The sequence below is a fragment of the Staphylococcus sp. GDX8P54P genome (assembly GCF_017893165.1).
Taxonomy (GTDB): Bacteria; Bacillota; Bacilli; order Staphylococcales; family Staphylococcaceae; genus Staphylococcus; species Staphylococcus borealis.
Window position 1 is genome coordinate 1 of the sequence record NZ_JAESMM010000009.1, and the last position, 24,751, is coordinate 24,751.

Sequence of the window (24,751 nt, forward strand, 5' to 3'; positions counted from 1 at the left end):
AGGCGCTTAAATCAAGCTTTTCTCAGTTCTAGTCATCCTTGCGGGCGGGGCCCCAACAAAGAGAATTTCATTAAGAAATTCTACAAGCAAAGCAAGTTGGGGTCGGGGCCCCAACAAAGAGAATTTCATCAAGAAATTCTACAAACAAAGCAAGCTGGGAGTCGGGGCCCCAACACAAAAAATCACGAAAGTGATTTTACAAGCAAAGCAGGTTGGGGATACGACGAATTTAAAAGAATTCTGTCCCACTCCCATCGATTTTTCTTTCATTTTATTTAATTTAATTAAAATCGCCTTGACATTAATTCATAAAAGTCATACATTTAAAATAAATTAAATATAAAACGCACTAGGGGTGTGTATACTGAGATGAGGTTTTACCTCGAACCCTTTGAACCTGAACTAGTTAAAACTAGCGTAGGAAAGTGTTGCTAATATAAATAATTGTAGTAAATACATATAAAACTTTTTATTTAAATTCACGCACAACTTTCTACGGATGGTTGTGCGTTTTTTTAGGAGGAAATATCATGTCAAAAGGTTTAAAGCTTTCAGAAATCCTTGTAACTGTTCTGATTGCAGTAGTATTTGCGATAATTTATAACTTATGGTGGTTTGCGTATAACGTGGCGCAAGTTGCCGGTGTTCATATTGAACAATTAACATATGGCGTATGGTTTATGGCAGCTATCGTCGCATATTTAATTATTCCTAAACCTGGTATTGCACTTATTGCAGAGTTTGCTGCAGGTGCTGGTGAAACAATTGTTATGGGGAAATTTGATATTCCTACAATTGTATATGCAATTCTTCAAGGTTTAGCTTGTGAAATTATTTTTGCTATTTTTAAATACAAATCTAGATCATTAATGGTTGCTGTATTAGCTGGATTAGCAACTGCATTAATTTCATTTCCAGTTGATTATTATTACGGTTATTTAGCTGAAGTCGCAGGATGGAATCTTCTTTTATTCATTATATTCCGTTCTATTAGCGGTATTGTCATTGCCGGCTTATTATCTTATCTCATTGTTAAAGCATTAGATCAAACAGGTGTGACGAAATTATTCCGCCCTGCTTCTCAAAAAGACTACGACAACCTATAAGGGGAAATTAAAGTGTTAAAAGCGAAAAATTTACGTCTGAAATATCCGAATGGCGAACGTAAAATCTTCGATAATTTGAATATTGAAATTAAAGATAAAGAAAAAGTGCTTTTACTAGGTCCTTCAGGATCTGGTAAAAGCACATTGCTTAATGTTTTAAGTGGCATTGTGCCAAATCTAATTGAGTTACCTATGAAATATGATGAACTTGAAATCGATCCACATTCTGGTGTCATCTTTCAAGATCCAGATACGCAGTTTTGTATGCCTAAAGTGTATGAAGAACTTGCTTTCGTTCTAGAAAATAAACAAGTACCACGCAATGAAATGGACGCACTTATAGAGAATGCTTTAGCATCGGTTGATTTAAATGTTACGGACAATACATTCGTTAATCATCTTAGTGGCGGTATGAAACAAAAGCTCGCTATTGTTGAAACTATTTTACAAGAAGCTAATACGCTTTTCTTAGATGAGCCTACTGCCATGTTAGATGTAGATGCTACAGCTGATTTGTGGCAACGACTTATTCAGTTATGGTCTGATCAAACTGTGCTTATTGTCGAACACAAAGTTGAACATATTTGGGAGCATGTCGATAGAGTCATCTTATTGAATTATGAAGGACAAATCATAGCAGATGGCACACCGGATTACATATTAAAAAACTGTGAGCATTTACTCACTGAATTTGGCGTTTGGCATCCTCATGCTTGGGATCATGCGCCAAAGCCGATTACATTTCCATCTAATGAAGCTGAAACATTATTTACTTTTAAGAATGGTCAAGTTATTCGTGGTAAAAAACAATTATTCCAGACATCCGAATTAAATGTTCATTCTGGAGAATGGATTACGATAACTGGGAAAAATGGTACAGGTAAAACAACACTGTTAGAATCAATGATGCAACTTATAAAATATGAAGGCACGATGGCTTATAAGAATACAATATTGAAGAAAATTAAAGATGCAGCCAAGCATATGTATCTCGTTTATCAAAACCCTGAATTACAATTTATAACAAATTCAGTTTATGAAGAAATATATATACATTATAATCATCAAGAACCTTCAATCGCTGAAAATGAAACGATGAAACTTTTAAAATTATTGCATTTAGAAGCTGTTAAAAACCAACATCCATTTGAATTATCTATGGGTCAGAAACGACGTCTTAGCGTAGCTACTGCACTAAGTTCAAAAGCCGATATCATCTTGCTAGATGAACCAACATTCGGACTGGATAGTCACAATACATTCCAATTGATTGAACTTTTCCAGGAAAGTGTCTCAAGTGGTCAAACCATCATTATGGTTACACACGATCCGGAAATCATTCATCGCTATCCAACACGTCGTTTAATCGTCGAAGATAACCAACTCATTGAAGAGGAAGGTGAATCACATGTTTGAACGTTGGAAGAAACACTATTCCTTTGTAGATGACGTTAATATCATTACGAAACTTTTACTTGGTGTAGCGCTATTCATTTTCATTATATTTGTCCATAATTTTGATTATATGATTTACATTACCATTATTATGTTTTTATTTTTAATGGCATTTAATGGTACGCAGTTTAAAATTACCGGAGCCTTTATTTTAGCCACTGTGCTATTTGCGCTATTATCGTCATTATTTATGATCCTTTATGGCGATGGGACACATATGTTATTTAAATGGGGCATTATTCAAATTAGTACTGAAAGTATTGTACGTGGCTTGCATTTATCATTACGTACAATTACAGTGTCGATGTTTGGTATTTTATTGGCCCTCACATCCGAAATTGTCATGATTTTTTATAGCCTAATGCAACATTTAAAAGTAAAACCTAAAATTGCATATGCGTTTATGGCTGCAATCAGAATGGTCCCTCTCATTTTCACATCACTTATTCAATTGAGACGTTCGCTTAAAATGCGTTATCAAATGATTGATGTTTCAAATTATAGAGGGCTTAAACGTCTAAAACATTTATTAATACCTATCTTAAGTCAAAATATCCGTCGTGCGCATCAACTGTCTGTTGCGATGGAATCTAAAGGCTTCAAAGATGGTCCAAGAACATATTATTATAAAGCACCGTTTTCTTATAAAGATATTTTATTTGTAATTTGCGTTGTGGCCATATTAATCATCGCATTTTATCTTTCACAATACTTCCCTATCACTGGGATTACTGACGCGCGTGTATCAGGTTATACCTCATAAAAAAATAGGGCGTATCACTGTTCATCAGGATACGCCCTATTTTTTACATTTACTTATTCAATGCCTTATTTCCAATATCATGACGATAAAATAGGTTATCACTCTTAATTTTTTCTACATTGTTATACGCTACATTCTGTGCATCTTCAATTGTTGCACCTTTTCCAAGAGCTAATATCACTCTGCCTCCTGAAGTAACAAAAGCATCATCTTGTTTACGTAAACCACTTACGAAATAAGTATCATTCAATTCAAACCCAGTTACTTTAGCACCTTTAGCGTAACTTCCTGGATAACCCTTAGAGGCTAACATAACTCCCACGACATAGTCATCTTGCCATTGGAATCGAATTGGTTCTTTGCGATCTAAGGCAACGATTTGAGCCATTAAATCACTCTCTAATCGACTTAACAATACTTGTGCCTCTGGGTCTCCAAAGCGTGCATTAAATTCAATCACTTTGGGTCCTTCAGATGTTAAAATCGCACCAATATAAAGTAATCCAAAGTAATCATAACCTTCTGCTTTCATCGCTTTCGCAATGGGTTGTGCAATTTCTTTATTTGTACGTGTTAAGACATCGTCAGTAATATGAGGCACTGGACAATATGCACCCATGCCACCAGTGTTAGGTCCTTCATCATGATCAAAGGCACGTTTATGGTCTTGAGCAATACAATCAAACGGAACTGCATATTCACCATTAATGAAGGTCATTAAAGAGAATTCTTCACCCTCTAAAAATTGCTCAAATACCACTTTACCCTGCTCTTTAGGATATAGTGTTTCAACCGCTTCTTTCGCCGCTTCACGTGTATTAGCGATAATAACACCTTTACCAGCTGCTAAGCCATCTTTCTTAGCTACGATAGGTAAATCACAATGTTTTATATAGTCGAGTGCTTCTGCTTTAGAATTCACTTCTTTATAATCCGCAGTTGGAATATTATATTTTTCCATTAATTGTTTAGCAAATAGTTTAGACCCTTCTATTTGAGCCGCGTCCTTATTTGGACCAAATACCTTTACATTAGCTTGTCGTAATTGATCTGGTAACCCATCAATTAATGGTTGTTCCGGTCCTACAATTACCCATTCAATATTCTTTTCTTGAACAAAGTTTAAGATGGCTTCATGATTACTTTCTGCAATGTCAGTATGCACTTCTGCAACATTAACCATAGCGTCATTACCTGGAATTGCGTGTAATTGATCAATTAATGGTGATTGACGCAATTTATTAGCTAAAGCGTGTTCGCGGCCACCCGCTCCGATAACTAAAACATTCATCATTATTACCCCTTCCATTATTTAAATGACAAATTAATGCTTGAAGTGACGCATACCAGTTGTCACCATAGCAATGCCATATTTATTCGCCATATCAATTGAATCTTGGTCTTTAATTGAACCACCCGGTTGAATAATAGCTTTAATACCATGCTGTGCAGCCAATTCAACGGTATCATCCATTGGGAAAAAACCATCTGAAACTAGGGCAACATTGTCATTGATTTCTATTGCACGCTCTAACGCAATTTTTGCAGAGCCAACACGATTCATTTGACCTGCACCAATCCCTACCGTTTGTTTCGTATTACTCAAGATGACAGCATTACTTTTTACAGAAGGGATTACTTTCCAACCTAATAGCATCGCATCCCACTGATCGTCGGTAGGTGCCTTGTCAGTTACAACTTTCATATCTTCTTTAGCAACTTCAAAGTTATCTTTGTCTTGAACTAAATAGCCACCAGATACAGAAACAAATTCTTCTTCACGATTATCAATCGTCATATCAATTTCAAGCAAACGGATATTTTTCTTTTGCGTTAGAATATCTAAAGCTTCATCTGTAAATCGTGGCGCGATGACCACCTCTAGGAATATCGCATGCAACGTTTCTGCTAATTCAGCAGTCACTGTTCTATTTAATGCGATAATGCCACCAAAAATAGATTGGTTATCTGCATCATAAGCATGTTTAAACGCAATTTCAATATTGTCGCCAATACCTACACCACAAGGGTTCATATGTTTAACAGCAACAGCAGCTGGTTCACTAAACTTCTTCACAAGTGAAAGTGCTGAATCCGCATCTTTAATATTATTAAAGCTTAACGCTTTACCATGTAATTGTTTAGCACCTGCAATAGTATGTTTACTATTCGAGGTACGAACAAAGCGTGCTGATTGTTGAGGATTCTCTCCATATCTTAATTGTTCGCTATCTCCTTTAAAGAAGCTTACAATAGCATGATCATATTCATTTGTATGTGTAAATACTTTTATCATTAATGCTTTACGGTACGCTTCATCTAGTCGATCTTCTTTTATACGTTCGATGACTTCATTATAATCAGATGGGTGTACAATTGTCGTTACATGCTTAAAGTTTTTAGCTGCAGCACGTAGCATCGTAGGTCCGCCAATATCAATGTTTTCAATTGCTTCTGCTTCAGTCACATCAGGATTTTCAACCGTTTTTTGAAAAGGATATAAATTTACTACCACCATATCGATTAAATCAATATGTTGTTCTGATAATTGTTCTAAATGTTCAGGTTTATCTCTATCCGCTAAAATACCACCATGTACCGCTGGGTGTAATGTTTTAACACGGCCATCCATAATTTCGGGAAATTGTGTTAACTCTGAAACAGATTTCACTGGTACAGAAGCATCTTCTAAAGCACCTTTAGTTCCTCCAGTTGAATAAAGTTCATAATCTAATTTGATTAACGATTTAGCAAATTCCACTATTCCACTTTTGTTTGAGACACTTAAAATTGCTTTTTTCATGATTAGCTTAACTCCTTATTTAATAACTTTAGCTATAACACTTGGATAAAGTTCGTATTCTAATTGTTTAACACGTTCTTCCAATTCTTCTTTAGTATCGTCCGATTTAATATCACATTGTCGTTGATCAATAATTTCTCCCGTATCCATGCCACTATCTACATAATGAACCGTTGAACCAGTAATCTTATCACCGCTATTAAATGCTTGCCCTATAGCATCTTTCCCCTTATATTTCGGTAACAATGATGGATGGATATTTAAAATTTTACCTTCATATGCTTCTAATAAGTCAGGCCCAATTAATCGCATATAGCCAGCAAGGATAATCCATTCTACTTCTTCGCGTTGTAACAACTTAATTACATGATGTTCATAAGCTGCTTTTGATTCGAAATCTTTAGGTTCATTAATATTGACAGCTACTTTTAATTGTTCAGCACGTTTGATGCAGTATGCATCGTGATGATCAGTATATAAAGATGTAATTTCTATATTATTGAGTTCCCCTTTATCTGCGCATAATACAATATTTTCGAAATTACTACCTGAACCAGATGCAAATATTGCTACTTTAGCCACTACTCTACCCCCTCGAGATGAATAGGCGTGTCTTTGTCTTCAACAATTTCACCTATTTCGAAAGCAGATATACCCTCTTGTTTTAAAATATCAAGTGTTTGCGCAACATCTTTTTTATCGATTATGACAGTGAAACCAATCCCCATATTAAAGACATTGTACATTTCTTTAGTATCTATATTGGCTTGTTGTTGTAGCCAATTAAATACGTTTGGTGTTGGAAATGCTTGTGTATCAATGTTAGCTGCTAAACCTTCTGGTAACCCACGTGGAATATTTTCATAAAAACCACCACCAGTGATATGATTCATTCCTTTAATTTGAACAGCTTTTTTTAGAGCAAGAATAGGTTTTACATAGAGCTGCGTTGGTGCTAGAAACGTTTCTAAGTACGAACGACCATCAAAGTCATCATTTAAATCAATCCCTGATTCTTTAATTAATTTACGCACCAAACTATAACCATTAGAATGAATCCCATTTGAAGCTAAACCAATAATGGCTTGTCCAGCTTCAATCGCTGAGCCATCAATGTATGCGTCTTTCTCAACTGCACCCACAGCAAACCCAGCAAGATCGTACTCACCTTCGTGGTACATCTCACCCATTTCTGCCGTTTCACCACCAATAAGTGCGGTATTTGTTTCTTCACAACCATCACTGACGCCTTTTACGATTTGTTCAATCACTTCTGGGACAACTTTATTTGTTGCAATATAATCTAAAAAGTATAGTGGTTCCGCACCCGTAGTTAAAATATCATTCACGCACATTGCAACCGCATCTATACCGATGGTGTCATGTTTGTCATGATCTATAGCCAATTTTAATTTAGTCCCTACACCATCTGTGCCAGAAACTAAGACGGGTGCTTTCATATTTAATTGAGATAAATCAAAAGTAGCACCAAATCCACCTAAACCACCTAATACTTCTTTACGCATCGTACGTTTCACATGACTCGACATTCTCTCAACTGCTTCATAACCTGCATGAATATCAACACCTGATTGTTCGTATGCTTTAGACATGAATATTACCCTCTCTATCAAAGTAGTGTTTATGATTATTGATATAATCTTGTTGACGTTGACTTAAGTTCTTATAATATTTCTCTTCATAATCAAACAGTCCTGCTGGATAGTCACCTGTAAAGCTCTCTACACATAATCCGCTATATGGCGCATCATAATTCAACCCAATTGATTCGATTAAACCGTCTACACTTAAATAAGATAGCGAGTCTGCACCGATATAATCACAAATTTCTTCAGGTGACTTGCTTGCTGAAATAAGTTCGGCAGTCGTTGAAACATCAATTCCGTAAAAGCTAGGAAACATAAATTCTGGTGAAGCAATTCTGACATGCACTTCTTTAGCTCCAGAATCTTTTAACATTCTGACAATACGCTTGCTCGTTGTGCCACGTACAATTGAATCGTCAACTAAGACAATGCGCTTTCCTTCTACGATATCTTTAACTGCTGATAATTTAACTCGAACACCTTGTTCCCTTAACTCTTGTGTCGGTTGAATAAATGTGCGAGCAACATATTGATTTTTTACTAAGCCCATTTCATAAGGTAAATGACTTTCTTCAGCATAGCCACTTGCCGCTGATAATGAGGAGTTGGGTACACCGATGACCATATCTGCATCTGCAGGGCTTTCTTGTGCTAATTTCTTTCCAGATGCTTTACGTACTGCGTGGACATTTTTACCCGCGATGGTTGAATCAGGTCGCGCAAAATAAATGTATTCCATCGCTGATATAGCTGTATTCGTATGACTTGTATATGATTTAACCTCAATACCTTCATCGTTAATCACAACGTATTCTCCAGCATGAATGTCTTGCACATATTCTGCACCTAATACATCAATGGCACATGTTTCACTAGCTAAGATGTATGTACCGTCTTGCATTTTGCCAACGACTAACGGACGAATCGCATTAGGGTCAACAGCGCCATATAATGCATCTTTAGTAAGAATTGCAAAGGTGAAACCACCTTTAATTTGGCGTAAACTTTCTTTTAATGCTTCTTCAAAAGTGGGTGCCTTACTTCTACGTATTAAATGCATAATCACTTCTGTGTCGGATGATGAATGGAATATCGCACCGTGTTTTTCCAAATATTGACGCAATGTCTGTGCATTAATTAAATTACCATTATGACAAATCGCAACACTCATATCGTAAAAGTGATACAAGAATGGTTGTATATTTTCAATACCTTTATTACCTGAAGTCGCATAGCGAACATGGCCAATAGCGTTGTGACCATCTTTAAGTTGATCCATTTGGTCACCTTTAATAGCTTCTGTTAACAATCCAAGACCACGTTCACCTTTTAAAACTTCTCCATCTGATACAACGATACCTGCACCTTCTTGCCCACGATGTTGCAAACTGTGAAGTCCCATATAAGTCAATTGAGCGGCTTCTGAATGATTCCAAATGCCGAATACACCACATTCCTCGTTTAATCCACTGTAGTTAAACATTGTGCAATTGCTCCTTCCCAACTTTCTTTAATATCTGAGACTTTTTCAACAATCGAACTTTGAGCATTCGTTACTTTAAATTCATCAACATCTGTTAATTGACCAATTTCTATAGCATCGTCAATATTTAAAGCCTGACCTTCTTTAACAGCAATGATATATCGACCTTGCGTTTCACTAAACAATTGCGCATCTGTAAGATCAACTGAAGCTTCTAACCCTAAACTGTAGTGTGCACTTAAGCGTGCTAAAGTGATTAATAAACCACCTTTACCTACTGTTTGTACGTGTGAAGCCACGCCATTTCGAATCGCATTTTTAACCGCTTCTCCTTTAGCAACTTCATCACTTAAATCAATCGCTTCAAATTCATGATTCACTTTACCGTACAATAATTTTTCAATTTGACTACCGCCAAAGTCATCTCTTGTTTCACCAACTAAATACAATTTATGGCCAGCTTCAGGGTGGAAGTCATTAAGGTAATCAATATCTTCAATTAATCCAACCATTCCTACGACAGGCGTTGGGAAAATGGATGTGCCACGTGTTTCGTTATAAAGAGAAACGTTACCTGAAACAACGGGTGTTTTTAATACTTCACACGCTTCTGACATGCCCTTCGTTGAATCAATCAATTGTTGATAAATTTCTTTCTTTTCTGGTGAACCATAGTTTAAGCAATCTGTCATAGCTAGTGGTGTAGCACCTACAGCAATTAAATTACGATACGCTTCTGCAACGACCATTTTCCCACCCTCATACGGTTGGTTAAATACGTAACGTGCTTCACCGTCTATCGTAGATGCAATAGCTTTATTCGTACCTTCTACACGAACAACTGATGACTGTAGTCCAGGTTTAATAATCGTATTTGCACCAACTTGTTGATCATATTGTTCATATAAATAATGTTTTGAAGCAATTGTTGGGTGTTTTAAAAGTTTTTCAAAGACATCTTGAACATCGATTGAACTATAGTCATTTTTTGATGTGTTGTATTCTTTTTCTTCACCCTCTAGCACATAAACCGGTGCTTCATCTGCAAGAGATTGCACAGGGATATCTGCAAATAGCTCATCTTCATATTTAAGTACGAAGCGGTCAGTGTTCGTTACTTTACCAATTACTGCACTATCTAATTCATGTTTTTCAAATAAATCTAAGAACTTTTGTTCAGTCCCTTTTTCAACGACTAGTAACATTCGTTCTTGTGTTTCAGAAAGCATCATTTCATAAGGTGAAATACCTGGTTCACGTGTAGGCACTTTATCTAAATGTAATTCTAGACCGCTGCCACCTTTAGCTGCCATTTCTGATGATGAAGATGTTAAACCAGCGGCACCCATATCTTGAATACCAACTAATTCGTCGAAAGTAATCGCTTCTAATGTTGCTTCCATAAGTTTTTTACCTACAAATGGATCGCCAATTTGAACAGACGGACGTTTACTTTCACTTTCTTCAGTCAACTCTTCAGACGCAAAAGTGGCACCATGAATACCATCACGACCTGTTTTGAGTCCTACATATATAACCGAGTTACCTTCACCTTTAGCAGTTCCTTTTTGAATCATGTCATGATCAATCACGCCGACACACATAGCATTGACTAACGGATTGCCATCATAACGATCATCAAATTCAATTTCTCCAGCTGTTGTTGGAATACCGATACAATTACCGTAACCGCCAATACCACGGACAACACCTTTAAGTAAACGTTGGTTTTGTTTCACTGACAATTCACCGAAACGCAAGCTATTTAATAAATTAATAGGTCTAGCTCCAATTGATACGATATCTCTAATGATGCCACCTACACCTGTTGCAGCACCTTGATAGGGTTCAATAGCAGATGGATGGTTATGTGATTCAACTTTGAACACAACTGCTTGGTCATCTCCTATATCTACTACACCTGCACCTTCACCAGGTCCCATTAAGACATGTTCACCTGTTGTCGGAAATTGTTTTAAGAATGGTTTAGAGTGTTTATAAGAGCAATGTTCACTCCACATCACTGAGAAGATGCCTACTTCTGTAAAGTTAGGTTCTCTCCCTAATATTTCACACACTTTGTTATATTCCGCGTCACTTAAGCCCATATCTTGATACAATTTTTCAAGCTTAATTTCTTCAATACTAGGTTCGATAAACTTAGACATTTTGTTCCCTCCAACTATTTACCATTGCTTCAAATAATTTCACACCACTATCAGTTCCAAGAATTGTTTCAAGCGCACGTTCTGGGTGTGGCATCATACCACAAACATTACCTGCTTTATTAACAATACCTGCAATATTTTCATGAGAGCCATTTGGATTATCTTCATAAGTTAAGATAATTTGATTATGCTCAATTAATTCATCATATATATCATCTGTACAGTAATAATGACCTTCACCATGTGCAACCGGATAAACGACAATTTCATTCTCACCATATAAATTTGTGAAAGGTGTTTGATTATTGGCAATTTTTAGACTTTCATTTCTGCTAATAAATAAATGAGAATCATTATGAAGCAATGCACCTGGTAATAAACCAATTTCTGTAAGAATTTGGAATCCATTACACACACCAAGAACCGGTTTACCTTCACTTGCTAGACGTTTCACTTCACTAATGATAGGTGCTACACTTGCCATAGCGCCTGAGCGTAAATAGTCACCAAAAGAAAAACCACCTGGAATTAATACGCCATCGTAACCTTCCAATGATGTCTCACGATAGTCAACATATTCTGCTTCAGCACCTGTCTTAATCGCTGCATTGTACATGTCTCTATCACAATTAGATCCTGGGAATACGAGAACTGCAAATTTCATCTTATGCATTCTCCTTTTCATCAACGATTTTATAACTATATTCTTCAATAACAGTGTTTGCGAATAACTTCTCACTTAAAGTAGTAACGATATTATCAACCGCTTCATCAGTTGCTTCATCAACTGTCATGTATAAAACTTTACCTACTCGAATATCATTTACTTGTTTATAACCTAAATCATGTACAGCTCGATTTAATGCTTGCCCTTGCGTATCTAATACTTGTGGTTGTAATGTAATGTGAAGTTCAATCGTTTTCATTATTTTAGTTCCTCCAATTTATTTAAAAATGTTGTATATGTGTCAATAAGTGAACCTGTATCATTTCGATAGACATCTTTGTCAAAGTTAGTGTCAGAATGTTTATCCCAAATACGACATGTATCAGGAGAAATTTCATCAGCTAGTAAGATTTTACCGTCAGATGTCTTACCAAATTCGATTTTGAAATCCACCAATCTTAAATCCATTTCATTCATAAGCTCCATTAATACTTTATTGATATCTTTCGCCATTGTTTTCAATATTTCAATTTCACTATCATTCGCAATATTTAGCAGTTTCACATGATCATCTGTAATTAAAGGATCGTTCAAGTCATCATTTTTATAGAAAAATTCAACTAAAGGCGCTTCAAATTCATGCCCTTTATTAAAACCTAAGCGTTTGGTTATTGAGCCTGTTGCAATGTTACGAACCACCACTTCTAATGGGATAATAGTCACTGCTTCGACTAATTGTTCCGTTTCTGAAAGTTGTTTAATAAAGTGACTTTTAATTCCATGTTGGGCTAAATAGTCGAATATTATAGCGGTAATTTGATTATTTAATCGGCCTTTACCTTCCATTTTGTCTTTTTTTGCACCATTACCAGCCGTAACTTCATCTTTATACTCAACTCTCAATTGACCTTCTTTGTCTGTTGAGAAAATTCTTTTCGCTTTCCCTTCATATAATAGCGTCATTAACTATTCTCTCCCTTCAAACTGTTTGAGCATGTCTTTCTCAGTTTCATTTAAATCATTCGTCAAAATGGTCATATGTCCCATTTTACGGTCAGGCTTGCGTTCTGATTTGCCATAAATGTGCACATGCCATTCAGGATGACTTGAAAACTGTTCTTCTAATAAATCTAAGTCTCGTCCTAACAAATTCATCATGACTGCTGGTTTTAAGATTTCGATTTGTTCTGGTAGCTTTTGACCTGTAACAGCAAGAATATGCGTATCAAATTGTGAATAATCACAGGCTTCAATAGAATAATGTCCTGAATTGTGTGGACGTGGTGCGATCTCATTTACATACAAATGATTTGATTTATCAATAAAGAATTCAACTGTGAATGTACCTACGAAATGAACTTGATCAATAATCTTATTCACTTCATTTCTAGCTTCTTGTTCCTTGTCAGTTCGCGCAGGCACAATGGTTTTAAACAAAATCTGATTACGATGTTCGTTCTCTTGTAGTGGGAAGTACGTAATTTGTTTGTGATTGCCGATTGTAACTGTTAACGAAACTTCAAGTGAAATATCAAGATATTGTTCTGCTACACACTCTTGATTCGTAATAAGTGCTCTAGCTTCTTGGAGCGCTGTTTCATCTTTAACTAAGACTTGTCCTTTGCCGTCATATCCACCAAATCGCGTTTTGACTATAAATGGATAGCCTAAGGTATGAATAGCATCATTTAAATCTTCTTCACTTTTTATAGATAAAAATGGAACGATTTTAGAACCAGCTTGTTCTAATGTTTGTTTTTCAGTCAATCGGTCTTGCAATAATTGAATTGCTTGATAGCCTTGAGGAATATTGAATTGTTGCGTTAAGCGATTAAGTTGCTCAGCAGAAATATTTTCAAACTCATAAGTAATGACATCAGATTTTTCGCCAAGTTCATGTAACGCTTTTTCATCATCGTAAGCAGCAGTGATAAATTCGTGAGCGACAGGTTTACATGGGCTGTCAGGGTTAGGATCTAAACAAATAACTTTGAAACCCATTTTCTGTGCTGATTGAGCCATCATCTTACCTAATTGACCACCACCAATAATGCCAATCGTGTCACCGAACTTTAATTTATTGAAGTTCATTTTGCATTTCACCAACTTTATCTACTAGACTTTGCTCATATTGTTCTAAATGATGACGAACTGTTTCGTTGCCAATACTTAATATTCTTGCAGCCAATATGCCAGCATTTTTAGCACCTGACGTTCCAATTGCAGTTGTAGCTACTGGAATACCACCAGGCATTTGAACAATTGATAATAATGAATCCAGTCCTTTTAAACTTTTCGATTCTATTGGTACACCTATCACAGGTAATGTTGTCATTGATGCAACCATTCCCGGTAAATGCGCTGCGCCACCTGCTCCAGCAATAATGACATCATAGCCATTTTTCTGTGCTTGACTGGCAAATTCATACATTAATTTTGGCGTACGATGTGCCGAAACCACTTTCTTATCGTACGGTATTTCGAATTCGTCTAACATCGCACAACTTTCTTGCATAATCTTCCAATCTGAAGAACTACCCATAATTACCGCTACTTTCACGTTGTACACCCTTTCAAAAGTTTGAAATTTAGATACGATTAGTTGTATATTACAGATATAGCATAACAATCATGCGATGCTTTTTCAATTAAAAATCGAACTTTAACTTAATTTTTATCTTTAATTTACGTCTTTTGGCTATTAATTGACGAGAATACAGTTTTAAAGTTAAGGTATAGTTATGATTAAAACAAACAAGGAGGAATTTTTTGTGGTTGCAAAAATTTTAGATGGGAAACAAATTTCTAAGGACTATAGACAAGGTTTACAAAATCAAGTCGAAGCATTAAAAGAAAAAGGTTATACACCAAAATTATCAGTTATCTTAGTTGGTAATGATGGTGCAAGTCAAAGCTATGTAAACTCTAAAAAGAAAGCTGCTGAAAAAATCGGCATGATTTCTGAAATTGTTCATTTAGAGGAAGATACTTCTGAAGAGGATGTATTAAAAGAATTAGATCGTTTAAACAATGATGATTCAGTTAGCGGTATTCTAGTTCAAGTACCACTTCCTAAACAAGTAAGTGAACAAAAAATCTTAGAAGCGATTAATCCTGAAAAAGACGTTGATGGCTTCCACCCTTCAAATATCGGTAAATTATATATTGATGAGCAAACTTTTGTTCCATGTACACCATTAGGTATTATGGAAATTCTTAAACATGCTGATATTGATTTAGAAGGTAAAAATGCGGTTGTAATTGGCCGTAGCCATATTGTTGGTCAACCAGTATCTAAATTATTATTACAAGCTAACGCTACTGTAACTATCTTACATTCACGTACTAAAGACATGCATAGTCATTTAAAAGACGCTGATGTCATTGTTAGTGCTGTAGGTCAACCAGGCTTAGTTACTAAAGATGATGTTAAAGAAGGCGCAGTTATTGTTGATGTTGGTAATACGCCTGATGAAAATGGTAAATTAAAAGGTGACGTAGAGTTTGAAGAAGTTAAAGAAATTGCTGGAGCAATCACACCAGTTCCAGGTGGTGTTGGCCCATTAACAATCACTATGGTGCTTAACAACACATTATTAGCTGAAAAAATGCGTCGTGGCATTGAATAAGAAGGCTTCACTTTGATTTAAGTCTTATGTTATTAGAATAATTAAATTGAAATGGCTAGGACATCATTCCTAGAAAAATAGCCAGTAAATGCGTTTTAACAAACGCATTTACTGGTTTCTTTATTTACAATACGGAGTATTGTTGGCTTGCTTGCCCAACGTGCTTTGCTTGTAGAAACTGATTAACTCAGTTTCTCTGTGTTGGGGCCCTTCTTATGGGATAGCTTCAGCCTGTAGACCTCTAAAGAAATACTTAGATGAACATTTACTCATTCTGTTGTGATGCTTGCCTAGGAGTCTACGCAACTCTGTTTCGTAATCTATCTTAGAACTATTTATGCAAGTGCAGTTGCACTTATGTTCAATAATAATTAACGCAAGCGTCTCGCCAAAATACTTTGTATTGATATGTAATTTTACATTGAAATTCTTTTAAAAAATTAAGGCACACTCATATAATTTAGTAAACATTTCAACACTAAATTAAAGAGGTGCCTTATATATTAGAAACTACACTATAAAATGATTATACGTCTTGCATTAATCCAGTAATGTAGCATATCTTAACATCCATTATTCTTATTAAACTGTAACGCTTAATTTTGGTACGAATGTTTCATAATGGATGTGACTTTGATCAACATCTAATGCTTTTAATACTTCAATTACAGATTGAATGAACTTAGCACCGCCACATACATATACTTCAGTATCATTGCTTAAATAGTTTTCAAGATAGTCTTTAGTTAAATAGCCATTTTTTTCTCTATCATAAAGTTCATAATTTGCTTTGTCTGATTTTTGGCTAATAGCTTCTAAATGTGAAGTGAACGGTGTATCGTTAATGTCTCCAGTAACTTGAACAAATTGAGCTTTACTGTCTTTAGCTACTACTTCATCAAACATAGAAACTAGAGGTGTAACACCGATACCTGCACCAATAAATAGTTGTGGTTTTTCAGGATTTGAAACTGCAAATGGACCAACTGGAGCAGACAAGTTAATTGTGTCCCCTTCTTTTAATTCATCGTGTAAGATTGTTGAAACTTCACCTTCATGATTAGTAGTTACATCACGTTTAACAGCAAATGTTAAACGTTCTTTTTCTCCTGATACGATTGAGTAATGACGTTTTGCGCGATAAGGTAATTTTTCACTACTTACGTCAACAGTGATATATTCACCCGGTGTGAATTGACTTAAATCATATTCAGTAGATTTAACTGTGAATGCTTTAATATCTGAAGACAATTGTTCAATTTTTTCGATTTCAAAAGGTTTAAATCCATCCCAAAGCATTTCAGCATAAATATCTTTTTCTACTTGAATAAACACATCAGCAATCTCTTGGTAAGCTTTTTTCCAAGTTTGAATAATAGGATGATCATCTTCAAGACCTACAACAGCTTTAATTGCCTCGATTAAATTTTCTCCGACAATATCGTAACCTGCAGGTGGAACTTGTAAAGCACAATGTTTATACGCAATTTCTTTAACAACCGGCATGATATTACCTAAATTATCAATATTCACTGCTGCTGCTAAAACACTTTGTGCTAATGCAGTTGATTGGAACCCCTTCTGTTGGTTCGTTTGGTTAAACATATTTTTCAATTCTGGATGTTGGTTGAACATTCTATTGTAAAAATATGATGTAATCTCAGTGCCTTTGTCTTGTAATACTGGTACTGTTTCTTTAATAATGCCTTTTTCTTTTTCATTTAACATGAAAAGTCACTCCCATTTAGTTAAATATTTCAAACCATTTCTTAATTCATTCTATTCCAAAATTTAAATTTTTTAAATCAAATGTAATCAAATTCACAAAATGTTCATTTTACATAATCTTAATATATATTTTTCTTCTTATTATTTAAATTCGTAAAATAATACGATATATTAAGACTATAGTATGATGTTTATTGTCAGAATATATTGTATAGTTTAATTAAATTACTCAATGACTTTATTTTAACGGAGGTTAACTTAATGAATAAACTAATCCAGTCACTTTCAGCGCTAGGCGTCTCCGCAACTCTAGTTACCCCCAACTTAAGTGCAGAAGCTACTACAAACCACTCTCCTGAACTTAGAGGCGTGAATGATATTGTAATTGAAAAAGGCCAAAACTATAATCTACTTAATGGAATTAGCGCCTATGATAAAGAAGATGGCGATTTAACGCATAAAATTACTGTTGATGGTCATGTTGATACTTCTAAAGTAGGTAAATATAAAGTCAAATATAACGTCATTGATTCAGATGGAGCTAAAGAAACTTCTACGCGATACATAGAAGTTAAGTAATGATGACAATTTTGAGATGAGATGAAATGTCTCATCTTTTTTTATGTCTAAAACCCTTGAAAACACTGAAAATGATAACGTTTCTCAACTATATGCGTATTTCACTTAATTTTGTCATTTTTCACAGAATAGACACATAATTTTAACAAATCTTACATTCCCCGTCATTCCTATTGTTGCTAGTTGTTTCCTATATATAATTATAATTTTTTTTGGATAAGTACTTGTAAATATCGCGTAATAAACTAAAATTAATGATAAGCCCTACATTTGTAGTATTAGGAGGTCAAAAAAGTGTCAAAATTTAAGTCTTTGCTTCTAATGTTCGGCACGCTAATTTTACTTAGTGGTTGTTCGAATGTAGAAGTATTTAATGCAAAAGGGCCAGTAGCAAGTAGTCAGAAGTTCCTGATTATTTATTCAATCGTCTTCATGCTTGTTATTGTTGCTGTTGTACTTACCATGTTCGCTATTTTTATTTTCAAGTATAGCTACAATAAAAACAGCGAAACTGGTAAGATGCACCACAATTCTTTAATTGAAACAATTTGGTTTGTGGTACCTATCATTATCGTTATTGCTTTAGCTATTCCAACAGTTAAAACTTTATACGATTATGAGAAACCACCAGAAAGTAAGGAAGATCCAATGGTTGTATATGCAGTAAGTGCTGGATACAAATGGTTCTTTGCTTATCCAGAACAAAAAGTAGAAACAGTGAATACATTAACTATTCCTAAAAATCGTCCTGTAGTCTTCAAATTGCAAGCTATGGATACGATGACAAGTTTCTGGATTCCTCAATTAGGTGGTCAAAAATATGCCATGACTGGCATGACAATGAATTGGACTTTACAAGCCGATGAAACAGGTACTTTCAGAGGACGTAACTCTAACTTCAATGGTGAAGGTTTCTCTCGCCAAACGTTTAAAGTTCACTCTGTAGACCAAAGTGAATTCGATTCTTGGGTTAAAGATGCTAAGAGCAAGAAAACACTTAGCCAAGATGAGTTTGATAAACAACTCTTACCAAGTACACCTAATAAAGAATTGACATTCAATGGTACGCATATGGCATTCGTTGACCCTGCAGCTGATCCAGAGTACATTTTCTACGCTTACAAACGTTATAATTATGTTCAAAAAGATCCTAACTTTGTAGCTGAAGAAGACTTGTACAAAGATGTTACTGATAAACCACAGAAACCAGCTCGTAAGGTTCAAATCACTAACGCTAACTATAAGCGTCATGGTATGAAACCTATGATTCTTGGTAACAATGATCCTTATGATAATGAATTCAAGAAAGAAGAGGATCATAACGCTAAGGAAATGGAAAAAATCAGTAAAAGCGCGAAAGACGAAAATGCGTCTAAATTTGGTAGCAAAGCAGACAATGATCATGGAGGTGGACATTAATGAATTTTCCATGGGATCAATTACTCGTTAAAGGTAACTGGATGATTACAATGGCACAAATCGGTGCGCCATTCCTAGTTATTGGTTTAATTGCAGTAATTACTTACTTTAAGTTATGGAAATATCTTTACAAAGAATGGTTCACATCCGTAGACCATAAAAAAATCGGTTTAATGTATTTAATTTGTGCTGTACTTATGTTCGTCCGTGGTGGTATTGATGCGTTACTTTTACGTACACAATTAACAATTCCAGATAATACTTTCTTGGAATCAAATCACTATAACGAAATCTTCAGTACGCACGGCGTTATCATGATTATCTTTATGGCTATGCCATTCATTTTTGGTTTATGGAACGTAGTTGTTCCACTACAAATTGGGGCTCGTGATGTGGCGTTCCCAGTTATGAATAACATTAGTTTCTGGTTATTCTTTGTTGGTATGATTTTATTCAACCTTTCATTCATTATTGGTGGATCACCAGCAGCTGGTTGGACAAACTATGCACCATTAGCTGGTGAATTTAGTCCAGGCCCAGGTGTTAACTATTACCTAATCGCTATACAGATTTCAGGTATTGGTACATTAATGACTGGTATTAACTTCTTTGTAACAATACTTAGATGTAAAACACCAACAATGAAATTCATGCAAATGCCAATGTTTACTGTAACTACATTTATTACGACTTTAATCGTAATTCTTGCGTTCCCAGTATTCACAATTGTACTTGCATTAATGACAGCTGACCGCATTTTTGGAACTGCATTCTTTACAGTTGCTGATGGCGGTATGCCAATGTTATGGGCAAACTTCTTCTGGGTATGGGGGCACCCTGAGGTTTATATCGTTATCTTGCCTGCATTTGGTATTTACTCTGAAATTATTCCAACATTTGCTCGTAAACGTTTATTCGGTCACCAAAGCATGGTGTGGGCAACTGCTGGTATCGCATTCTTAAGTTTCTTAGTTTGGGTTCACCATTTCTTCACAATGGGTAATGGTGCGTTAATCAACTCATTCTTCTCAATTTCAACAATGTTAATCGGTGTACCTACCGGAGTTAAACTCTTCAACTGGTTATTAACATTGTATAAAGGACGTATTACGTTCGAGTCACCTATGCTATTCTCATTAGCCTTCATCCCTAACTTCTTATTAGGTGGGGTTACTGGTGTAATGTTAGCGATGGCATCAGCTGACTATCAATATCATAATACTTATTTCTTAGTAGCTCACTTCCACTATACATTGGTTACTGGTGTAGTATTTGCCTGCCTAGCTGGTTTAATCTTCTGGTATCCTAAGATGATGGGTTACAAATTAAACGAAAAATTAAATGCATGGTGTTTCTGGTTATTCATGATTGGATTTAACGTATGTTTCTTACCACAATTCATTCTTGGATTAGACGGAATGCCTCGTCGTTTATACACTTACATGCCTTCTGATGGTTGGTGGTTATTAAACGTAATCTCAACTATTGGTGCATTATTAATGGCTGTTGGTTTCCTATTCTTAGTAGCAAGCATCGTATACAGTCATATCAAAGCTCCACGTGAAGCTACTGGAGATAACTGGGATGGTCTTGGACGTACTTTAGAGTGGTCAACTGCTTCTGCAATTCCACCTAAATACAACTTTGCTATCACTCCAGATTGGAATGACTATGATACATTTGTTGATATGAAAGAACATGGTCGTCATTATTTAGATAACCATAACTATAAAGACATTCATATGCCAAACAATACACATACTGGTGTGTTTATGGGTATATTCATGTTATTAGGTGGTTTCTTCTTAATCTTTGAAACGATCGTCCCTGCTATAATTTGTTTAGTAGGTATTCTTGGTTCATTAGTTTACCAAAGTTTCGTTCAAGATCATGGTTATCATATCCCTGCTTCTGAAGTTGCTGAAAATGAAGCTCGCTTAAGAGAAGCTCGTATTAAAGAAAGGGAGGCTGTAGGTCATGAGTCATGATACAAATACTGTTGATTCACGTACGCACGAAGGTCAATTAAATAAACTTGGCTTCTGGATTTTCCTTACAGCCGAATTCTCGTTATTCGGTACCTTATTTGCAACGTTATTAACGTTGCAACATGGTGGCGATTACGCAGGCAAAATGACAACTGAATTATTCGAGTTACCGCTTGTATTAATTATGACATTTGCCTTATTAATCAGTTCTTACACATGTGGTATTGCAATTTATTACATGCGTAAAGAAAAACAAAACTTAATGATGTTTTGGATGATTCTTACAGTACTTTTAGGTTTAGTGTTCGTTGGATTCGAAATTTACGAATTCGCTCACTATGTTTCTGAAGGTGTAACACCACAAATTGGATCATATTGGTCTAGTTTCTTCATCCTATTAGGTACACATGGTGCCCACGTATCATTAGGTATTGGTTGGATCATTTGTTTATTAATCCAAGTAGCTACACGTGGTCTTAATAAATACAATGCTCCAAAATTATTTATCGTAAGTTTATACTGGCACTTCTTAGATGTTGTTTGGATCTTCATCTTTACTGCCGTATATATGATAGGGATGGTGTATAGCGGATGAATACAATCGTAAAACATACAGTTGGCTTTATAGCCTCAATCGTCTTGACGTTATTAGCAGTTTTCGTAACTCTATACACAAACATGACATTCCATGCTAAAACAACAATCATCTTTGGCTTTGCATTTATTCAAGCTGCAGTTCAATTATTAATGTTCATGCACTTAACTGAAGGTAAAGATGGTCAAGTACAATCGTTCAAAGTTATCTTTGCGATTATCATCACATTAGTGACTGTTGTTGGTACGTATTGGGTTATGCAAGGTGGACATTCTCACCACTTATAATTTAATATTTATCTCACTAAAAGAACCTGTTATGAAACGCCTTAGCGTTTCAAACAGGTTCTTTCTTTATACTTTCATTTACTATCTTAGATAAGTTATCTTTATATTAAACCAATCATTATATAGGAGATGAATTCAATCATGCGTTTACCATTAATTATAGATACAGACCCAGGTATTGATGATGCAGCTGCATTAAGTGTCGCCCTATTACATCCATCTTTTGATGTTAAAATGATATCTACTGTTAACGGAAATGTTGGTATCGAAAAAACGACCGCAAATGCGCTAAAATTAAAAGCTTTCTTCAACAGTGACGTACCTGTTCATAGAGGTGCTACAAAACCATTAATAAGTAAGGTTATTGATGCTAGTCATGTTCATGGAGAAAGTGGTATGGATGGTTATGACTTCCCTTCTATATCAATAAATCAATTAGCATCAACTAATTCAATAACTGCAATGAGAGATATCCTTTTACAAACAGACACCCCTATCACAATCGTTGCTCTAGGACCACTTACGAACATTGCTTTATTAATAAGTACATTTCCAGAAGTTAAAGATTTTATTAAGGAAATTGTCTTAATGGGTGGTAGCGCTGGACGAGGTAATGTAACACCGCTTGCTGAATTTAATATTTATAGCGATCCTGAAGCAGCTCATATTGTGTTTAATAGTGGCCTCCCTATCACAATGATTGGCCTTGATTTAGCGCGACAATCTTTATTAACGCATGACTATCTAGCGTCATTCGAACATATGAGTCGAACAAGTGCAATGCTTTATCAACTCTTTCAACATTATAGAGAAAAGGACTTTGCTCAAGGGTTAAAATTATATGACGTCTTTACTGTACTCTATCTACTCGACACAGAAAGTTATGAAACACATCTGGCCGATGTACAAATTGAACTACAAGCTACACTGACTAGAGGTGCTACAGTTGTTGATTTTGATTCTCCATATCCAAACTGTACAATAGTTACATCAAGTTTAAATGATAACTATCGTTCCATATTCAAAAACACACTTAAATAAAAACTAAGGGAGTGAAGAACGACTTCAATTCGATTTCGTTTCTCCACTCCCAATTTATTTTTGGAATATTTTTATGTCCTTCCAATTATTAGATCCTTCTCCAATAAGGATAACTAAAGTTGAGCAATCTTAATTTAAAGGTCTTCTCACTCTAGCCAGCTAATATCAATATTATATAGCCCTATAGATTAATGTTGCCTCAAATGCACGACTTTATTTACTTCGTTTCATAAATATTTTGACCTAGTAATTGATAGTAAATATGTGAAATCGTCGACTCATTGGATAGCTTAGCATTATCAACTTTATTAGTCGCCAATACAATAATGTAGTCTTTATTAAAGTACACAGTAAATATTTGACCAAAGAATACACCATTAATTCGATTGACTTGTGGTGTCGCATAGAACCCATATCTATATGACTCTGGGTATTTAGTACTTCCAATTTCTTGAAGCAATGAGGTTGTTACCGCTTGATTAAAAATATTATTTTGCTGTAAGTCATTAACTAATCTAGCCATATCATGCGTAGACATAAATAAATTCCCAGCACCATAGTATTGCTCTAAAATATTAGGTTTCATCTTTTTTAATTTATTATTTTTAACTTTATACCCCGTAGCCATATTCTCTTTAAAAGGCTTCTCATTAAAGAAAGCACTGTGTTCTAAGTGATAAGGTTCAGCTAAGTATTTATAGTAATTTTCTACATAAGATTGATGTGTGACTGATTCTATAACCTGTGCTAATACTAAATAATTGGCATCATTATATAAATGTTTATGATAATACTTAGTGTTGATCCCTCTTCTTTGGATATCATGTACTGCTCCATCTAAACTTTTAGTATCTGGATTAGCACTAAATTTATATAAACCACTTCTATGTAACATTAAATCTTTCAGAGTAATGGTTTTATTTGTCTTGAACCAAGGTAGATATTTCGTAACAGAATCATTCATATTTATTTTGTTTGATAATTCTAAATGCTTGAGTATTAAGCCAGTAGTGAATTTTTGTGCTGAGCCAATTAAATACATCGTATTTGTGTTGTTCTTTTTCTTACTACTCAAATTTTGGTAACCGTAGCCTTTCTCAAGCATTAATTTCCCATCTTTTAAAACTGTAATCGATCCATTAAAATGAACATTCTTTAAATATGTATTAATTTGTTTAATACTAAGATCATCCGCTTGAACCGTTTTTAACTTAGGCGCCTTTTTGTGGTGTTTATCTCTATGCTCAATATAAGTCTTATTATCGTTCACATTATTATATGCACTATCTTTAACACTGTAATTAGTTACTTTAACGACAAATAAAATGACGAGAAGCACTAATACGATTAATACTAAAATAAAAGCTATAATTTTTAATTTGTTATTTTTCATGAGGTCCCTCTTACATCTAAAATAGAAGCGTGTCTAAATC

General features: G+C 35.1%; 24 protein-coding genes and 1 riboswitch. Of the genes, 11 read left to right on the forward strand and 13 right to left on the reverse strand.

Going from position 1 to position 24,751, the window contains the following annotated elements; translation table 11 throughout:
• The 4 genes from KA909_RS03665 to KA909_RS03680 all read left to right on the forward strand — a co-directional run.
• The coding region (locus tag KA909_RS03665; protein WP_210129966.1) for a hypothetical protein at window positions 1-279 on the forward strand (279 nt) is incomplete at its 5' end.
• Between the two features lie 62 nt (window positions 280-341).
• Window positions 342-441, forward strand: a riboswitch (TPP riboswitch).
• 89 nt (window positions 442-530) lie between these two features.
• Complete coding sequence (locus tag KA909_RS03670) at window positions 531-1,106, forward strand: ECF transporter S component (protein ID WP_053017839.1); 576 nt, start codon at window positions 531-533, stop codon at window positions 1,104-1,106.
• A gap of 12 nt (window positions 1,107-1,118) precedes the next feature.
• Window positions 1,119-2,522 (forward strand): ABC transporter ATP-binding protein, encoded by a 1,404-nt coding sequence (locus tag KA909_RS03675; RefSeq protein ID WP_193839528.1) that lies wholly within the window; start codon window positions 1,119-1,121, stop codon window positions 2,520-2,522.
• On the forward strand, window positions 2,515-3,324 hold the full coding sequence (locus KA909_RS03680; RefSeq protein WP_193839529.1) for an energy-coupling factor transporter transmembrane component T family protein: 810 nt from the start codon (window positions 2,515-2,517) through the stop codon (window positions 3,322-3,324). Before KA909_RS03675 ends, KA909_RS03680 begins: the two co-directional genes overlap by 8 nt.
• 49 nt (window positions 3,325-3,373) lie before the next feature.
• On the opposite strand, the gene purD is transcribed toward KA909_RS03680, so the two are convergent.
• Genes purD through purE form a run of 11 tightly spaced genes read right to left on the reverse strand, consistent with a single transcriptional unit; the run spans window position 3,374 to window position 14,612 of the window.
• Window positions 3,374-4,615: a phosphoribosylamine--glycine ligase gene (gene purD / locus KA909_RS03685; protein ID WP_210129967.1), complete on the reverse strand. Its 1,242-nt coding sequence runs from the start codon at window positions 4,613-4,615 to the stop codon at window positions 3,374-3,376.
• 33 nt (window positions 4,616-4,648) lie between these two features.
• Complete coding sequence (gene purH / locus KA909_RS03690; RefSeq protein ID WP_070855171.1) at window positions 4,649-6,127, reverse strand: bifunctional phosphoribosylaminoimidazolecarboxamide formyltransferase/IMP cyclohydrolase; 1,479 nt, start codon at window positions 6,125-6,127, stop codon at window positions 4,649-4,651.
• Window positions 6,128-6,142: 15 nt separating this feature from the next.
• Window positions 6,143-6,709 carry a phosphoribosylglycinamide formyltransferase gene (purN, locus tag KA909_RS03695; RefSeq protein WP_210129968.1) on the reverse strand — a complete coding sequence of 189 codons (567 nt, stop codon included), beginning with the start codon at window positions 6,707-6,709 and terminating at the stop codon, window positions 6,143-6,145.
• Window positions 6,709-7,740 carry a phosphoribosylformylglycinamidine cyclo-ligase gene (gene purM / locus KA909_RS03700; RefSeq protein ID WP_193839532.1) on the reverse strand — a complete coding sequence of 344 codons (1,032 nt, stop codon included), beginning with the start codon at window positions 7,738-7,740 and terminating at the stop codon, window positions 6,709-6,711. The genes purN and purM overlap by 1 nt, the downstream gene beginning before the upstream one ends.
• The gene (gene purF, locus KA909_RS03705) at window positions 7,733-9,217 is read right to left on the reverse strand and encodes an amidophosphoribosyltransferase (protein WP_075108521.1); all 1,485 of its coding nucleotides are present in this window, start codon (window positions 9,215-9,217) and stop codon (window positions 7,733-7,735) included. Before purF ends, purM begins: the two co-directional genes overlap by 8 nt.
• Window positions 9,196-11,385: a phosphoribosylformylglycinamidine synthase subunit PurL gene (gene purL, locus KA909_RS03710; RefSeq protein WP_210129969.1), complete on the reverse strand. Its 2,190-nt coding sequence runs from the start codon at window positions 11,383-11,385 to the stop codon at window positions 9,196-9,198. The genes purF and purL overlap by 22 nt, the downstream gene beginning before the upstream one ends.
• Window positions 11,378-12,049, reverse strand: a complete 672-nt coding sequence (gene purQ, locus KA909_RS03715; RefSeq protein ID WP_053029132.1) for a phosphoribosylformylglycinamidine synthase subunit PurQ — start codon at window positions 12,047-12,049, stop codon at window positions 11,378-11,380. The genes purL and purQ overlap by 8 nt, the downstream gene beginning before the upstream one ends.
• Window position 12,050: 1 nt before the next feature.
• On the reverse strand, window positions 12,051-12,311 hold the full coding sequence (purS, locus tag KA909_RS03720) for a phosphoribosylformylglycinamidine synthase subunit PurS (RefSeq protein ID WP_033079949.1): 261 nt from the start codon (window positions 12,309-12,311) through the stop codon (window positions 12,051-12,053).
• Complete coding sequence (gene purC, locus KA909_RS03725) at window positions 12,311-13,015, reverse strand: phosphoribosylaminoimidazolesuccinocarboxamide synthase (RefSeq protein ID WP_075108525.1); 705 nt, start codon at window positions 13,013-13,015, stop codon at window positions 12,311-12,313. Before purC ends, purS begins: the two co-directional genes overlap by 1 nt.
• Window positions 13,016-13,018: 3 nt before the next feature.
• A complete protein-coding gene (purK, locus tag KA909_RS03730) occupies window positions 13,019-14,143 on the reverse strand; it encodes a 5-(carboxyamino)imidazole ribonucleotide synthase (RefSeq protein ID WP_075108526.1) in 1,125 nt (374 codons plus the stop codon).
• Entirely contained in the window at window positions 14,130-14,612 is a 483-nt protein-coding gene (purE, locus tag KA909_RS03735; protein ID WP_075108527.1) for a 5-(carboxyamino)imidazole ribonucleotide mutase, read from the reverse strand. Before purE ends, purK begins: the two co-directional genes overlap by 14 nt.
• Window positions 14,613-14,823: 211 nt before the next feature.
• Between purE and folD the strand changes: the two genes are divergently transcribed.
• Complete coding sequence (gene folD, locus KA909_RS03740) at window positions 14,824-15,681, forward strand: bifunctional methylenetetrahydrofolate dehydrogenase/methenyltetrahydrofolate cyclohydrolase FolD (protein ID WP_053029128.1); 858 nt, start codon at window positions 14,824-14,826, stop codon at window positions 15,679-15,681.
• A 582-nt stretch (window positions 15,682-16,263) separates the two neighbouring features.
• On the opposite strand, the gene KA909_RS03745 is transcribed toward folD, so the two are convergent.
• On the reverse strand, window positions 16,264-17,409 hold the full coding sequence (locus KA909_RS03745) for a globin domain-containing protein (RefSeq protein WP_193839534.1): 1,146 nt from the start codon (window positions 17,407-17,409) through the stop codon (window positions 16,264-16,266).
• Between the two features lie 261 nt (window positions 17,410-17,670).
• Here KA909_RS03745 and KA909_RS03750 point away from each other — a divergent pair, with 261 nt between their 5' ends.
• From KA909_RS03750 to rihC, 6 genes are all read left to right on the forward strand, one after another.
• The gene (locus tag KA909_RS03750) at window positions 17,671-17,988 is read left to right on the forward strand and encodes a DUF5011 domain-containing protein (protein WP_053029126.1); all 318 of its coding nucleotides are present in this window, start codon (window positions 17,671-17,673) and stop codon (window positions 17,986-17,988) included.
• A 294-nt stretch (window positions 17,989-18,282) separates the two neighbouring features.
• Window positions 18,283-19,407 carry a cytochrome aa3 quinol oxidase subunit II gene (gene qoxA / locus KA909_RS03755; protein WP_075109030.1) on the forward strand — a complete coding sequence of 375 codons (1,125 nt, stop codon included), beginning with the start codon at window positions 18,283-18,285 and terminating at the stop codon, window positions 19,405-19,407.
• A complete protein-coding gene (gene qoxB / locus KA909_RS03760; protein ID WP_053029124.1) occupies window positions 19,407-21,395 on the forward strand; it encodes a cytochrome aa3 quinol oxidase subunit I in 1,989 nt (662 codons plus the stop codon). Before qoxA ends, qoxB begins: the two co-directional genes overlap by 1 nt.
• Entirely contained in the window at window positions 21,385-21,990 is a 606-nt protein-coding gene (gene qoxC, locus KA909_RS03765) for a cytochrome aa3 quinol oxidase subunit III (RefSeq protein WP_075109031.1), read from the forward strand. Before qoxB ends, qoxC begins: the two co-directional genes overlap by 11 nt.
• Window positions 21,987-22,277 (forward strand): cytochrome aa3 quinol oxidase subunit IV, encoded by a 291-nt coding sequence (gene qoxD / locus KA909_RS03770; protein WP_053029123.1) that lies wholly within the window; start codon window positions 21,987-21,989, stop codon window positions 22,275-22,277. The genes qoxC and qoxD overlap by 4 nt, the downstream gene beginning before the upstream one ends.
• A gap of 141 nt (window positions 22,278-22,418) precedes the next feature.
• Entirely contained in the window at window positions 22,419-23,318 is a 900-nt protein-coding gene (gene rihC / locus KA909_RS03775) for a ribonucleoside hydrolase RihC (protein ID WP_193839536.1), read from the forward strand.
• Between the two features lie 217 nt (window positions 23,319-23,535).
• Here rihC and KA909_RS03780 read toward each other — a convergent pair whose 3' ends face one another.
• Window positions 23,536-24,711: a serine hydrolase domain-containing protein gene (locus KA909_RS03780; protein WP_193839537.1), complete on the reverse strand. Its 1,176-nt coding sequence runs from the start codon at window positions 24,709-24,711 to the stop codon at window positions 23,536-23,538.
• Window positions 24,712-24,751: the final 40 nt, after the last annotated feature.

Coding starts and splice junctions, on each gene's coding strand:
- qoxD (WP_053029123.1), top strand. CDS start 21,987: ATGAATACAATCGTAAAACATACAGTTGGCTTTATAGCCTCAATCGTC.
- KA909_RS03745 (WP_193839534.1), bottom strand. CDS start 17,409: ATGTTAAATGAAAAAGAAAAAGGCATTATTAAAGAAACAGTACCAGTA.
- purM (WP_193839532.1), bottom strand. CDS start 7,740: ATGTCTAAAGCATACGAACAATCAGGTGTTGATATTCATGCAGGTTAT.
- KA909_RS03750 (WP_053029126.1), top strand. CDS start 17,671: ATGAATAAACTAATCCAGTCACTTTCAGCGCTAGGCGTCTCCGCAACT.
- purQ (WP_053029132.1), bottom strand. CDS start 12,049: ATGAAATTTGCAGTTCTCGTATTCCCAGGATCTAATTGTGATAGAGAC.
- rihC (WP_193839536.1), top strand. CDS start 22,419: ATGCGTTTACCATTAATTATAGATACAGACCCAGGTATTGATGATGCA.
- purS (WP_033079949.1), bottom strand. CDS start 12,311: ATGAAAACGATTGAACTTCACATTACATTACAACCACAAGTATTAGAT.
- purH (WP_070855171.1), bottom strand. CDS start 6,127: ATGAAAAAAGCAATTTTAAGTGTCTCAAACAAAAGTGGAATAGTGGAA.
- purK (WP_075108526.1), bottom strand. CDS start 14,143: ATGAACTTCAATAAATTAAAGTTCGGTGACACGATTGGCATTATTGGT.
- purD (WP_210129967.1), bottom strand. CDS start 4,615: ATGAATGTTTTAGTTATCGGAGCGGGTGGCCGCGAACACGCTTTAGCT.
- qoxB (WP_053029124.1), top strand. CDS start 19,407: ATGAATTTTCCATGGGATCAATTACTCGTTAAAGGTAACTGGATGATT.
- KA909_RS03780 (WP_193839537.1), bottom strand. CDS start 24,711: ATGAAAAATAACAAATTAAAAATTATAGCTTTTATTTTAGTATTAATC.
- purL (WP_210129969.1), bottom strand. CDS start 11,385: ATGTCTAAGTTTATCGAACCTAGTATTGAAGAAATTAAGCTTGAAAAA.
- KA909_RS03680 (WP_193839529.1), top strand. CDS start 2,515: ATGTTTGAACGTTGGAAGAAACACTATTCCTTTGTAGATGACGTTAAT.
- purC (WP_075108525.1), bottom strand. CDS start 13,015: ATGACGCTATTATATGAAGGGAAAGCGAAAAGAATTTTCTCAACAGAC.
- qoxC (WP_075109031.1), top strand. CDS start 21,385: ATGAGTCATGATACAAATACTGTTGATTCACGTACGCACGAAGGTCAA.
- KA909_RS03670 (WP_053017839.1), top strand. CDS start 531: ATGTCAAAAGGTTTAAAGCTTTCAGAAATCCTTGTAACTGTTCTGATT.
- purF (WP_075108521.1), bottom strand. CDS start 9,217: ATGTTTAACTACAGTGGATTAAACGAGGAATGTGGTGTATTCGGCATT.